We start from the raw sequence: 12,207 nt of genomic DNA on the forward strand, positions 1-12,207 counted from the left end.
GGCTCGTCGTATGCTGAGCCCTCGACGCCCGCCTCTCCAATCCTCAGATCCTCCGATCCTCACACCATCTGTTCAACTGCCGCCCGCAAGAACCTCCCGATACACCTCGAACAAGCGATCGAACACCACGTCCCAGGCATGGTGGCGCTCCGCATGCTGACGCGCCTTGCGTCCGAGCCCAATCACATCACTCTGCAGCAGCGCCACCGCCTGTTCAGCCAACGACGCCGCAGATCCGGTTGCGTAGAGACGTCCACCACCACTGCGCTGCACGTGCTCTGGTACACCGCCCTGATCGCAGCTGATCACCGGCGTGCCGCAACTCATGGCCTCGAGTGCCGACAGGCCAAACGTTTCGATGGGTCCTGGCGCGAGATACACGTCGAGGGCGGCCAGCAGGTCCGCCAGGCCTTCGCGAGTGTGCTGATACGGCAGCATGATCACCCGGTGGCCGTAGGGATGCGCACGCAGTCGCTCACGCATGGGTCCCGCGCCCGCCAACACCAGCCGCGCGCCGGTGCGTCGCTCCACGTCCGCCCAGGCATCGAGGGCCACGTGCAGTTCCTTCTCGCGAGCAAATCGCCCGGCATAGCCCACGAGCGGCGTATCGGGCAAACCATGCAGCGCGCGGGTCAGAGCGGCTTGTGACTTCCGGTCGGGGGTAAAGGTGTCGAGATCGACCCCCAGCGGCACACGAGCCACCCGATCGATGCCGGCCGCCGCCAGATCGGCGGCCGCGGCGTCGGTGGACACGATGGTCACCGGAAAGAGGCGATCAAGGCGACGCATGTAGCGCCACGCGGCGCCATGCACGAGTCGATTCACCGCGGGAAAGCGCGATCGCTCGGGGGCGAAGTAGTGCGGCAGATTGGTGTGGTGAAAACACACCAGCGGCACATTGAGTGCACGCGTGGCGTGCCGGACAATCCACGGCACGATGAAGGGACTGCCGATCTCGATGAGATGCGGACGTTCGTGTTGCACGATGCGCGTGATGGAGCGCGTCGCCAGCATGAATCGATAGGGCCGCTGCCGTGGTATGGGCGGACCGTGCAAACGATACAGGCGCGTTCCCTCGGTGTCGCGCACGCTGTCGCGATCACCAGGCACGACCATCACATGCCGAAGCCGGGGTCGGGCGGCCACATACCGTGCCTTCTCGAGCAGATAGGTCTTGATGCCCCCGCTCGTGTCGCCAAACCATTCGGTGACATCGAGCACGCCCAGCGCGGCTGCCGGACGCAGCCGGCCTGGAAGCGCAGGCGATAGGTCACGCACCCCGTCGTCATGCAGCGACGCGGCACTCAGCACTGTTCCCATGTCTGGACGCTCAGCCAATCATGGGCCAGGCGCAGAGCAGGGCGATGGCCTGACCCACCAGGACGTCGCCCGGATAGTGCACACCGAGCGCCACACGCGAGAAACCCACGACGGCCGCGAGCAGCAGCAGCGGAAGTGCCAGTGAGGGGAACGCCGAGGCAAAGCCCACGGCCACGGCCATGGCTGCGCAGGCATGACCGCTGGGGAAGGAAAAGCGATCCGGAACCTGAATGAGCGCCTCGATGGGCAGGCGCACTGAGGGGCGCGGACGTCCCACGCTGCGCTTCACGATCTGCACCACAAGGTGCGACGCGCCAAGCAGCAGGAGCACATGCCAGACCAGCAGGGCACTCACGTTGGGCAGACCAAGCGCCAGCAGGCAGGTCCCGATGCTCCCGCGGGCGCCGCCAAGGTGCGTGATCCCCATCCAGAAGCGGCGCGCCGACAGGGTGCAGGCCGGCGTCAATGCATAGCGCGCGAACAGCGCGTGATCGCGTGCGTCGAGTCCCCGGAGCCATGGCGTCATGGAGCATCAAGCTCGGCCCGTCGTGTGACAGCGCCGCGACTGGCGGACCACGTCGCGGTAACGGCTCGGCCCGGATTTGCCGACGGCGGGCCGGCCCACAGGTGAAACAGCCCACGAAACGACAACGTACCGGACATCGCTGTATCGATACATCCATTTCCCAGGCACTCCCCATGCTCATCACGCTTCGCACCCTGCACTTCATCGGCCTGGCCATGGGCTTCTCCGTGTCCTTCGCCAACATCGTCATGGCCGGTCTCATTGCCGCCGCGCCGCCCGGCGAGAAGTCGGTATTGGGTCGCTTTCCCATGGCCATGATGCGGGTGGGGGATATCGGTCTCGCGCTGCTGTGGATTACCGGACCGGCTTTGTTGTACATCAAGTACGGCGGGTTCTCCGGCATGCCGTGGCAGTTCCACGTGAAGCTCACCGCCGTGGTGCTGCTCACGCTCGTGGTGGGGTTCATGCACAGTCAGAAGAGCCGTCTTCGGGCAGGCGACGTGGCCGCCATGGATCGCATGAAGCGCGTGGCGCCATTGGCATCGCTTTCCGCACTCACCGCGCTCATCTTTGCGGTGATGACTTTCAACCGCTGACGTGACGCGGCGAATCACACGACGCGTTTTCCGTATCGCCGCCATGGCGACCGCTGTCCTTCTGGGCAGCGGCTGCCGCGGGGCGTCCGATCGGGCGGCGTCCGATAGCGCCGCCACCGACGGCGCCGCCACCGACGGGGCTGCATCGGGCCCGTTGGTGGTCATGGCGGCGGCCTCGCTCAACCGGGCCATGCCCGAGTTGCTGCGGGCGTTCGAAGCCCGTGAGCGCGTCAAAGGCACGCTGGTGCTGGGCGCCACCGGCAGCCTTGCCGCGCAGCTCGTCAACGGCGCACCGGCCGACGTGTTTTTCTCGGCGGACGAAACCACCGTGGACGGCCTCGTCGCGCAGGGCGTGCTGGATGGGCGTACCCGCGCGCTGTTTGCCAACGGTGTGCTGATGCTGGTGACCCGGCGCGGTGTGGACGCACCGCGTGTACTGACGGATCTCACGGCGAAGCGATTTACGATTGTCGCCCTCGCCAATCCCGATCTCGCGCCCTATGGCGCGGCGGCTCGACAGATCATGCAGTCGGCCGGTATCTGGGAGTCGCTCACCGGGCGTCTGGTGTTTGGCGAGAATGTGGCCGGTACCTGGCAGCTCGTGCAGTCGGGAAACGCCGACGCCGCCTTTGTGGCACAGAGCGTCGTACCGGACAACGCGGATGTGGGACGACTCATCCTCGACCCGTCACAGCATCTGCCGCTCAGGCAGGCCGCAGCCGTCGTGGTCAGCAGTCGTCATCCTGCCGCCCGTGACTTTCTGCACTTCGTACGCGGCGTGGACGGACAGGCCATTCTCCGTCAGCATGGCTTTGCGCCGCCTCAGTAGATAGCATTGCGGGCATGATCGGCCCGCTCTGGCTTTCGACATGGGTGGCACTCCTGGCCACGGCGCTCGCCACGATGGTGGGTGTGCCCTGCGCGTGGCTCCTGGCACGTCGACAGTTCGTGGGGCGCAATCTGCTCAGCGTGCTGCTGCTCCTGCCCCTGGTGTTGCCGCCCACCGTGCTGGGGTACTACCTGCTGCTGCTCATTGGCCGGCAGGGGCCCGTGGGGCGCATGGCCGAAGCACTGGGGCTTGGTCGCCTCGTTTTCACACCGACGGCCGCCGTGTTCGCGGCCTTCGTGGCAGCGCTGCCATTCATCGTGCGCGCGGCGCAGGCCGGCTTTGAACAGGTCGATGCGCTATACGAGGAAGCGGCCCGCACACTGGGCCGGCGGGAGCGTGCCATCTTCTTCACCATCACGTTGCCACTGGCCTGGCGCACCGTGTTGGCCGGTATGGCATTGGGCTTTGCCCGCGCCATCGGCGAGTTCGGCGCCACGCTCATGATTGCCGGCAACATTCCCGGTCACACGCAGACGGCCAGTCTCGCCATCTACGACGCGGTGCAGGGTTTCCGCTACGATCTGGCCTGGCAAGGCTCGCTGGCCCTGTCACTGGTGGCCGGCGTGGTGTTGTGGCTCATGACGCGTTCCCGGGTGCGTGGCTCGTGGTAAGCACGACGGGGAACGTGAAACGCGCCAGTGATGCGCCGGGCGATACGCTACAGGTGGCGTTCACGCATCGCGTCGGCAGTTTCGAGCTCGCACCAGACTTCGTTGCCGGCCATGGCATCACGGCCTTGGTTGGTGCCTCCGGCGCCGGCAAGACACTCACGCTGCGGGCCATCGCCGGCCTGATCATGCCGGACGCCGGTCGCATCACGGTGCAGGGCGATGTGTTGTTTGATGCGGGGCGCGGTGTGCGGCTGTCGCCGCAGACGCGCCGCATTGGCGTGGTGTTTCAGCAGTACGCGCTCTTCCCGCACCTCAGCGTCGCGCAGAACGTGGCCTACGGCATCACACATCGACCCGAGGCCGAGCGACAAACGATGGTGCAGCACTGGCTCACACTGGTCGGGCTCGAGACCTACGCGTCACGTTGGCCGCGCGAGCTCTCCGGTGGACAGCAGCAGCGCGTGGCGCTGGCCCGCGCCCTCGCGCCGGCTCCGCGCCTGCTGCTGCTTGATGAGCCCTTTGCCGCGGTGGACATGGGTTTGCGCCGCCGACTGCGTGAGGAGCTGCGTCGTCTGCAGCAGACCGTCGGTACGCCCATGCTGCTGGTCACACACGATCTCGACGAGGTGCGACAGATCGCCAACGACGTCATTGTGCTCGATCGGGGACGTGTGGTACACCGCCAACACGTCGGCGGACCGGAGGACGAGCTGTCCGCGGTGCAGAGCCTGCTCACCAACGCGCGGGATTAGGACGCGACTAGCTGGCGGCCTCCGGCATCGGGGGAATGGGCGCGCCACGCAGGATGCGCGCGGTGAGCTCCTCCAGATTCGCCTCGGGGCGAAAGCGCAGAAACGCTTCACGGGACATGCTCACCGCCAGCTCACGCTCTCCGTACAGCGCACGCGCCGCCCCCATGTCTTCGAGGAACTGCCGTTCCTCATCGCTGTGCGTGCGCACGAGCACTTCCACGCCCGGATTGAGCTGGTGCGCGCGCGCCAACACTGCACGCGCCTGCCATGCATCGGGCGCCGCCACCAGTACCAGTCGGGCATTCGGCAGGCCTGCTTCGCGCAAGGCACTCAGCGTTGTGGCGTCGCCGTGCACCACATGGTAGCCGGCTGCCGCCAGTCGTTCGGCAATGTCCCCACTGGCCTCGATGACACGATAGGGAATCTGCTGCGCGTGCAACTCACGCACGACCGGGAATCCCACCCGGCCCGAGCCGATGACCACGATGTGGTCGATGGCGGCTGGCAATACCGGCACGTTGCTGCGTCGGGGCACGGCAGGTGCAACGTCGCCCGGCGATGACGTGCCTGCGCCGACTCCTTCGCCACTCACCCCTTTCATCGTTGACGACGACGCCGTGGCCGCAACAACCGCCGCAGGTCGCCGCGCGTCGAGCCACCGGGTGAAGGGATCCACCACGCGAAACACGAAGGGATTGAGCGTGATGGACAGGAGAGCGCCGGCCACGACCAGACTCTGCGACTCGGGCGCCAACAGGCCGAGCGATGTCCCGAGGGCGGCCAGGATGAACGAGAACTCGCCGATTTGCGCGAGACTGGCCGAAATCGTGAGCGCCGTATGGTTGGAGTACCCGAAGGCCCGCACAATGCCGTACGCCGCCACCGACTTGCCGATCAGGATGATGAGCACCACGGTGATGACCGCAAGCGGCTCGCGAATCAGAATGGACGGATCGAACAACATGCCCACCGACACGAAGAACAGCACCGCAAACGCGTCCTGCAACGGCAGCGCGTTGTTGGCCGCCTCGTGGCTGAAATCCGACTCGCTCACGATGACACCGGCGAAAAACGCGCCTAGAGCGAACGACACATCGAAGAGCATGGCCGCACCAACAGCGAGACCGAGGGCGACCGCCAGTACCGCCAAAGTGAAGAGCTCGCGCGAACCGGTGTTCACCACGCGGCGAAGCAGCCACGGAATGACTCGCCGGCCACCCACCAGCATCACCACCAGAAACGCGGCCAGCTTGAGGGCCGTGAGTCCAAGGACCGCACCAATCGACGCAGCGGAACCGGCGCTTGCCCCGGAGGCTCCGCCGCCCATGCCACTGGCGACGGCCGGCAGCAACACGAGCGCAACCACGGTCACCAGATCCTCGACAATCAGCCAACCCACAGCCACCCGGCCGTCCATGGAGTCGAGAATGCCGCGGTCTTCGAGCGCGCGCAGCAGCACCACCGTACTGGCCACGGACAGCGAAAGACCAAACACTATGCCACTGCCCCAACTCCATCCCCACAATACCGAGACCAGTGCTCCGAGGCCCGTGGCCGCCGCGATCTGCACCAATGCGCCCGGGATCGCGATGCGCCGCACTTCCATGAGGTCATCGAGTGAGAAATGCAGCCCTACACCGAACATCAGCAGGATCACACCAATCTCGGCCAACTGCGACGCCAATCCCCCATCAGCCACAAACCCCGGCGTGAACGGCCCCACCACCACACCTGCCAGCAGGTAGCCGAGGATGGTGGGCAGGTGAAAGCGCGCCGCCGCAAGCCCGAACACAAAGGCCAGGCCCAGGCCTGCGGCGACGGTCAACAACAGATCGATATCATGCGGCATGCATCAGCCTCGGGCGCGAGGAACCAGCAACAGGGGAACCGAGGCCCGCTGCAGCAAACGATCGGCGACACTGCCGAAGAGCAAACGCTCAACGGCGTGATAGGCGGTGGTGGCGAGCACCATCAGATGGGTACCATGTGTGTCGACATGCGCGAGCAGCACGTCCGCTGGATCTCCGCCCTCGAGAACCAGCGCGTTCGCGCGATGGGGCCGCGGTGCCAACGCGTCGGTCTTGAGGGACAGCAGGCGTGAAGCCTCGCGGGTGGTACGCAGCGCGAGTGCCTCGCGCGACTCACTCTCGAGGACGCGGCCGAGCGCACGGGGCGGGGCCAGCGCCACGTGCAGTAACGTGATGTGGTCGAGCGCGTGACCCGCCAACGTCTGCAGTGCTGTCAGGCCGGGCTCCGGATCCAGCCGCTCGTCGATGGCCACCACGGCCGTGTTGAGCGCCGCACCGGTGAGTGGCAGGTAGTCGCGAGGCACCGGCGCCGGACGCACCGCAAGCACCGGACGGTCGACACGACGCATGAGATCCATGGTGACACTGCCGAACCACAAGCGATCCCAACCGCCGCGCCCATGCGTGGTGAGCACCGTGAGGTCGGCGCGGACTTCCTCCGCATGCGCCGCCAGCTCGCTCGCTGGGGTGCCGCGTCGCACAACGGTGTCGACCTGCACCGACGGCAGTACCGCGCGCAGGCGCACCGCCATGTCATGCAGATAGCCTCGCAGCATGTGCTCACGGGCACTCGCTTCTGAGGCGGCTTCGCGCATCGCCTCCAGGACGCTGTACGCAAGGCCCTCCGAAACCAGCGGCTCTGGCACATCCACACCCACCAGATCGATGGCGCATGGCACCGGCCCTTGGGCGACGGTGACCGCATAGGGCAGCGCAGATTCGGCAAAGGCCGAACCATCGAGGGGGACCAGCAAGCGGCGCATCGGCGGCCTCCGGGGTTCAGGTCGTCGAAAAATGTCCCGCCCATACCCGCCTGCGACCGAATTGATCCGCACGGCCGATGGCCTATCCGAGCACAGTCAGGCGAGGTCCGAAACAGGCTAGCTTACCGTTATTCTAACAGAGTCGGAGAAGCATCGTGGGCGAAATGACCACCGAAGTCATCGTGATCGTCATCCTGCTGGTCCTGAACGGCGTGTTCTCCATGTCGGAGCTCGCGGTGATGACGGCCAAGCGTTCACGACTGGAGTTCCGTGCTGAAGAAGAAGGCGATGCCGGGGCGCGTGCGGCGCTGGAGTTGGCGGCGCATCCTACGGCATTCCTCTCCACGGTGCAGGTGGGCATCACGCTCGTCGGAGTGCTGGCTGGCGCGTTCGGTGGTGCGGGTATTTCCGAGGTGCTGGCGGCGCAGTTCGCCACGATATCGTGGTTGGCACCCTACGCCACCACACTCGCGTTTGCGCTGGTGGTGGCGGTGATCACCTACCTTTCGCTGATCTTCGGCGAGCTGGTGCCCAAGAACATCGCGCTCAGCAATCCGGAGCGTGTGGCCTCGCTGGTGTCGCGGCCCATGCGTGCCATCGCCCGTGTGGGCGGTCCGCTGGTGCGCATGCTGACGAGCTCCACCAACATCGTGCTGCGCGTCTTCGGGTTGGGTACCGTGTCCGAGCCCGGCGTGACGGAGCAGGATATTCGCGCCATGGTGGAGCAGGCCACGGAAAGTGGGGCGGTGCAGCAGGTCGAACACGAGATCGTGGAGAACACGTTTCGACTCGGTGATCGGGCCGTGGATTCCATCATGACGCCGCGCCCCGACATTCGCTGGGTGGATCTGTCGGACGACGCGCCGGCGGTGCGTGAGCAGGTGGCCGAGTCGCTGCGTGAGCGCTTTCTCGTGTGCGAACAGACGTTGGATTCGCTGATTGGGGTGGTGCAGGCCGAGGACCTGGTGGCCGCGGCTGTGCAGGGGCAGGACGTGGCCACTGCGCCCGTGTTACGGCAGGTGGCGCGTGCGCCGCTGTATGTGCCGGCCACCATGCCGGTCTATCAGTTGCTGTCAACACTGCGCAGCGCGCAGCAGCATGTGGCCGTGGTGCTCGACGAGTATGGGGGCGTGGCCGGCCTGGTGGACATGGAGGACGTGCTCGAAGGGCTGGTGGGTGATGTTCCCCTTGCCGATGACGGTGAACCGGCCGCCTGGTTGCGTCGGGCAGATGGAAGCTGGGAGGTCGAGGGCAGTGTGGCGCTTGACGAGGTGGAGCTGCGCCTCGACCTCGAGGTCGAGGCGCGTGAGCGTGCGGAGGTCCTCACCATTGGTGGCTTTGTCATGGCGCGGCTGGGGCGAGTCCCCCGTCCAGGTGATGAATTCCACTGGTCGGGTCGTACAGTCCGCGTACTGCTCATGAATGGCCGTCGCGTGGAACGGGTCCTCATCGACCCACCGCGATTGTGAGCGCGGGCTGCAGTGGCCGATGCGTGACGAAGCGCACACCGGAACGCATGCATGACGTGACGCGGACGTGACGGGCAGGGTAGGGTAAGCGAACCTCGAGCCGCCTTGCCCTATGCCATCAGCACGTCGCCTCCGCTCCCGTCCCAGCACATCCCTCATCATTGCCACCTACAACTGGCCGTCAGCGCTGGATGTGGTGCTGCGCAGTGTACGCGCCCAGCGCGTGCTGCCCGATGAGGTGCTGATTGCCGACGATGGATCGGGCGAGGCCACGCGACTGGTCATTGTGGCCCATCAGACGGACTTCCCCGTGCCACTCAAGCATGTGTGGCACGAGGACCGCGGGTTCCGTCTGGCCGCCATTCGCAATGAGGCGCTGCGTCAGGCGCAGGGCGACTATGTCCTGCAGGTGGACGGGGACATCGTGCTGCATCCCCGATTCGTGGAACAGCACATCAACCAGGCGCGACCGGGTCGCTACGTGCAGGGCAGCCGCTGCATGCTCAGTCGCGAGCGTACCGAACGCATGCTGCGCGAGCGCAATCCGCAGGTGCCGCTGTTTGGTCGTGGGCTCAAGAATCGATTGAATGCGTTGTATCTGCCGCTGCTGGCGCCGCTGGTGCGTGGGCCACGCGACCCCGATCGTCGCACGCGGGGTTGTCACATGGCGTTCTGGCGACAGGACCTGCTCATGGTGAACGGCTACGACGAACGCTTCGAAGGCTGGGGGCGTGAAGACAGTGAACTCGCGGCTCGGCTCATTCATGCCGGCATACAGCGGCGCAATCACAAGTTCGGCGCCGTGGCCTATCACCTGTGGCATCCCGAAGCCACGCGCGCCGCGTTCCCCACCAATCACGCGATCTATCTCGAGACACTGGCCCGGCAGAGCCGGCGCTGCGCGGCGGGCATCACCCGACCAGCAGCGGCGCGGGATCTGCTGGTGGGTGTGTGAGTGGCAGGCAGTGCTCTGCGCACGCAGTGTCCTCTTGCCCCCCGCGTGAACTGCTGACGGACTCGTCGCAGCTTTAGGGTCGGTGTTTCGGCAAGACCGTCAACAGCGCGTGAGCTGTTGACGATCTCGCCACAACACGAGGGCCGGTGTTCCGGCCAATGCGGACTATTGGGCCGAGTTGGGTCGCACCGTACCAGGCAGCGACAGCGTGCGGGACGCGATGTCGAACACGTCCACCACACAAAGCAGCGGGCTGTGCACACTCGCGTTCACACGGAGTGCCGCCGTCACCCCATCGAACTGGAACGCGTCGGGAAATCCCACATCACGAAGCGGTACCGCCACCCGAATCGTACGCGCGTTGATTTGTGGTTCGTACCCCGGGCTGTCGATGTAGAGCGGAAGCCCCGGCCAGGTGGACGGCAGTTTGGGAGTGGCCTCGCTCGCAATGTCCCGCACCTTGAGCGCGCCCGCACCACAGGCATCGTCCTTCACCAGCACGACCCAATGTGAATGCCACAGCAGGCCGTCGTTCTTCGGATCCCCATCGCCATTCTCGTCGTAGCGCGGGGTGTCGTCGAAATCGGGGTGTGCCGTGGCGGCCAGTGCCAGAATGCCGGACTTGGCCTCGAAGCCCACTGCCGCCGGGTCGAGCGAGGTGGGCCACACATATGAGAACACCGTGCTGCCGGCCAACTGACCGGTCGGCGTAGGCCGAGTGTTGCCGGCCGCTCCCGCCACGGTTTCGGAGAACACCAGCATGGTGCCTTCGCGCTTGACGGAGGTTTCCACCACATCGAAGGGCGCCAGTGCGGCTCCTGTGAGTTGTTTGGATGTCGCGTCCCCCTTGGGAGAAGCAATGCGATCACCGGGGGCCGGCGTCAGGGCGCGAACGGCGCCCCCCACGGCGGCTACGGTCAGGGTGAGGGCGGCAAGGCCCAGCCCGGCACGGAGAAGACGAGCGCGGCGGGCCGGGAACAGCGATTCGGAAGCGTGAGACATGATGATCACCGAAAGTTAGGAGTCCGAAGCAAGTGCCGGGTGGCAAAATCCTAAGGACTCCTTACTTTTATGTCAATCCCCGCGTTTGAGCGTCGGCAGCCACCATGATCACCACCGCATGCCCCAAGAATTCACGTCCTCCGTCGACACGCTGGTGCCCCAGGTCGGGGCCGGCCTTTTCAAATTGGGCCTCGCGCTGCGCACTCACGCGTGGCGGGACAATGGGCCGCGCGGTCTCACGCCCACGCAGGCTCAGGTGCTGGCGCTGCTGCTATCGCGGGAGACCGCGCTACGACTGTCCGTCATTGCCGATGGGCTCGCGGTGACGCTGCCCACGGCCAGCGACGCGGTGAAAGCGCTGGTGGCCAAGGGACTCGTCAGCAAGACCTCGGCGCCGGAAGACCGCCGTGCAGTGGCCATCGCGCTTACGGAGGCCGGACGCGAAGCGGCTCGTCTGGGCGCCGACGGCCCCGAGTTCGTGGCTGCCGTGGTCGAGGCCCTGAGCCCGGACGAGCAGGCGGTCTTCATGCGCTCGCTCGTGAAGATGGTGCGTACCCTGCAAGAGCGTGGAGACATTGCGCCAGCGCGTGTCTGCGTCAGTTGCCGCTTCTTTCGGCCCTACGCGCACGGAATCAACGCGGACGCGCCGCATCACTGCGCCTTTGTTGATCAGCCGTTCGGAGACCGGGAGTTGCGCATTGACTGCGGGGATCATGTGGCCGAGGAGGACGCCGTGGCGGCGCAGCGCTATCGCGTGTTCGAGGGCAAGGGGAACTGACGCTGTGATCCGCGACCAGGCAGTTCAACCTCGACCGCCCTCCATGGGCCTTCGCTGGCGCAAACAAAAACCCCCCGCCGCGACCGAAGTCACGGCGGGGGTTCTCTATATTCTCTCAGTCGGGGCGACTGGATTTGAACCAGCGACCTCCTGCTCCCGAAGCAGGCGCTCTACCGGGCTAAGCTACGCCCCGTGCAACTCTCTGGTGTAACACCCTGCGAAATGCGCCTGGAAGGACTCGAACCTCCAACCTTCTGATCCGTAGTCAGATGCTCTATCCAATTGAGCTACAGGCGCAACGAACACCGCACCAGCGAACTGCACCCTCGCCCGAAGACGGGGGACCGACAACCTAGTGGGTCGGGGCGTTGCACGCTACTGCCGTGCTACCACCTTGGCCACCTGAACAACATGGGTCGTACAAGACTCGAACTTGTGACCTCCACGATGTCAACGTGGCGCTCTAACCAACTGAGCTAACGACCCGGACATCGAACTGCTCCGACCCGAAGGCCGGC

Annotated in this window: 12 protein-coding genes and 3 tRNA genes; 7 read left to right on the forward strand and 8 right to left on the reverse strand. The window is 65.8% G+C overall.

Annotated features, from left to right (window positions below; genetic code table 11):
* Positions 1-72: 72 nt before the first annotated feature.
* Together B2747_RS18405 and B2747_RS18410 are read right to left on the reverse strand one after the other, a co-directional pair.
* Positions 73-1,320, reverse strand: coding sequence for a glycosyltransferase (locus tag B2747_RS18405; protein WP_291164466.1), 1,248 nt, complete (start codon positions 1,318-1,320; stop codon positions 73-75).
* 10 nt (positions 1,321-1,330) lie between these two features.
* Positions 1,331-1,846, reverse strand: a complete 516-nt coding sequence (locus B2747_RS18410) for a phosphatase PAP2 family protein (RefSeq protein WP_291164468.1) — start codon at positions 1,844-1,846, stop codon at positions 1,331-1,333.
* Positions 1,847-2,019: 173 nt separating this feature from the next.
* Between B2747_RS18410 and B2747_RS18415 the strand changes: the two genes are divergently transcribed.
* The 4 genes from B2747_RS18415 to B2747_RS18430 are packed head-to-tail and all read left to right on the forward strand — an operon-like array spanning position 2,020 to position 4,694.
* The gene (locus B2747_RS18415) at positions 2,020-2,442 is read left to right on the forward strand and encodes a hypothetical protein (protein ID WP_291164470.1); all 423 of its coding nucleotides are present in this window, start codon (positions 2,020-2,022) and stop codon (positions 2,440-2,442) included.
* A gap of 43 nt (positions 2,443-2,485) precedes the next feature.
* Positions 2,486-3,271: a molybdate ABC transporter substrate-binding protein gene (gene modA / locus B2747_RS18420; RefSeq protein WP_291164473.1), complete on the forward strand. Its 786-nt coding sequence runs from the start codon at positions 2,486-2,488 to the stop codon at positions 3,269-3,271.
* Positions 3,272-3,285: 14 nt separating this feature from the next.
* A complete protein-coding gene (gene modB, locus B2747_RS18425) occupies positions 3,286-3,942 on the forward strand; it encodes a molybdate ABC transporter permease subunit (RefSeq protein ID WP_291164476.1) in 657 nt (218 codons plus the stop codon).
* Positions 3,943-3,956: 14 nt separating this feature from the next.
* Positions 3,957-4,694: an ATP-binding cassette domain-containing protein gene (locus B2747_RS18430; RefSeq protein ID WP_291164479.1), complete on the forward strand. Its 738-nt coding sequence runs from the start codon at positions 3,957-3,959 to the stop codon at positions 4,692-4,694.
* 7 nt (positions 4,695-4,701) lie between these two features.
* Here B2747_RS18430 and B2747_RS18435 read toward each other — a convergent pair whose 3' ends face one another.
* Both B2747_RS18435 and B2747_RS18440 read right to left on the reverse strand, forming a co-directional pair.
* Positions 4,702-6,543 carry a cation:proton antiporter gene (locus B2747_RS18435; protein WP_291164482.1) on the reverse strand — a complete coding sequence of 614 codons (1,842 nt, stop codon included), beginning with the start codon at positions 6,541-6,543 and terminating at the stop codon, positions 4,702-4,704.
* 3 nt (positions 6,544-6,546) lie between these two features.
* Entirely contained in the window at positions 6,547-7,485 is a 939-nt protein-coding gene (locus B2747_RS18440; protein ID WP_291164484.1) for a universal stress protein, read from the reverse strand.
* Between the two features lie 164 nt (positions 7,486-7,649).
* On the opposite strand from B2747_RS18440, the gene B2747_RS18445 reads away from it, so the two are divergent.
* Together B2747_RS18445 and B2747_RS18450 are read left to right on the forward strand one after the other, a co-directional pair.
* Complete coding sequence (locus tag B2747_RS18445) at positions 7,650-8,954, forward strand: hemolysin family protein (RefSeq protein WP_291164607.1); 1,305 nt, start codon at positions 7,650-7,652, stop codon at positions 8,952-8,954.
* 112 nt (positions 8,955-9,066) lie between these two features.
* Positions 9,067-9,909, forward strand: a complete 843-nt coding sequence (locus B2747_RS18450; RefSeq protein WP_291164487.1) for a glycosyltransferase family 2 protein — start codon at positions 9,067-9,069, stop codon at positions 9,907-9,909.
* A gap of 165 nt (positions 9,910-10,074) precedes the next feature.
* On the opposite strand, the gene B2747_RS18455 is transcribed toward B2747_RS18450, so the two are convergent.
* Positions 10,075-10,911: a hypothetical protein gene (locus tag B2747_RS18455; RefSeq protein ID WP_291164490.1), complete on the reverse strand. Its 837-nt coding sequence runs from the start codon at positions 10,909-10,911 to the stop codon at positions 10,075-10,077.
* A gap of 118 nt (positions 10,912-11,029) precedes the next feature.
* Here B2747_RS18455 and B2747_RS18460 point away from each other — a divergent pair, with 118 nt between their 5' ends.
* Positions 11,030-11,689 (forward strand): MarR family winged helix-turn-helix transcriptional regulator, encoded by a 660-nt coding sequence (locus B2747_RS18460; RefSeq protein ID WP_291164493.1) that lies wholly within the window; start codon positions 11,030-11,032, stop codon positions 11,687-11,689.
* Positions 11,690-11,808: 119 nt separating this feature from the next.
* Here B2747_RS18460 and B2747_RS18465 read toward each other — a convergent pair.
* From B2747_RS18465 to B2747_RS18475, 3 genes are all read right to left on the reverse strand, one after another.
* Positions 11,809-11,882 (reverse strand) — tRNA-Pro (locus tag B2747_RS18465).
* A gap of 30 nt (positions 11,883-11,912) precedes the next feature.
* Positions 11,913-11,986 (reverse strand) — tRNA-Arg (locus B2747_RS18470).
* A gap of 115 nt (positions 11,987-12,101) precedes the next feature.
* Positions 12,102-12,175: transfer RNA gene (locus B2747_RS18475), tRNA-Val, on the reverse strand.
* Positions 12,176-12,207 lie beyond the last annotated feature (32 nt).

The sequence above is a fragment of the Gemmatimonas sp. UBA7669 genome (assembly GCF_002483225.1).
Classification (GTDB): domain Bacteria; phylum Gemmatimonadota; class Gemmatimonadetes; order Gemmatimonadales; family Gemmatimonadaceae; genus Gemmatimonas.

What these genes read in the sequence shown, in the direction of transcription:
- B2747_RS18405 (WP_291164466.1), bottom strand. Translation starts at nt 1,320, where the DNA reads ATGGGAACAGTGCTGAGTGCCGCGTCGCTGCATGACGACGGGGTGCGT.
- B2747_RS18410 (WP_291164468.1), bottom strand. Translation starts at nt 1,846, where the DNA reads ATGACGCCATGGCTCCGGGGACTCGACGCACGCGATCACGCGCTGTTC.
- B2747_RS18415 (WP_291164470.1), top strand. Translation starts at nt 2,020, where the DNA reads ATGCTCATCACGCTTCGCACCCTGCACTTCATCGGCCTGGCCATGGGC.
- modA (WP_291164473.1), top strand. Translation starts at nt 2,486, where the DNA reads ATGGCGACCGCTGTCCTTCTGGGCAGCGGCTGCCGCGGGGCGTCCGAT.
- modB (WP_291164476.1), top strand. Translation starts at nt 3,286, where the DNA reads ATGATCGGCCCGCTCTGGCTTTCGACATGGGTGGCACTCCTGGCCACG.
- B2747_RS18435 (WP_291164482.1), bottom strand. Translation starts at nt 6,543, where the DNA reads ATGCCGCATGATATCGATCTGTTGTTGACCGTCGCCGCAGGCCTGGGC.
- B2747_RS18440 (WP_291164484.1), bottom strand. Translation starts at nt 7,485, where the DNA reads ATGCGCCGCTTGCTGGTCCCCCTCGATGGTTCGGCCTTTGCCGAATCT.
- B2747_RS18445 (WP_291164607.1), top strand. Translation starts at nt 7,650, where the DNA reads ATGACCACCGAAGTCATCGTGATCGTCATCCTGCTGGTCCTGAACGGC.
- B2747_RS18450 (WP_291164487.1), top strand. Translation starts at nt 9,067, where the DNA reads ATGCCATCAGCACGTCGCCTCCGCTCCCGTCCCAGCACATCCCTCATC.
- B2747_RS18455 (WP_291164490.1), bottom strand. Translation starts at nt 10,911, where the DNA reads ATGTCTCACGCTTCCGAATCGCTGTTCCCGGCCCGCCGCGCTCGTCTT.
- B2747_RS18460 (WP_291164493.1), top strand. Translation starts at nt 11,030, where the DNA reads ATGCCCCAAGAATTCACGTCCTCCGTCGACACGCTGGTGCCCCAGGTC.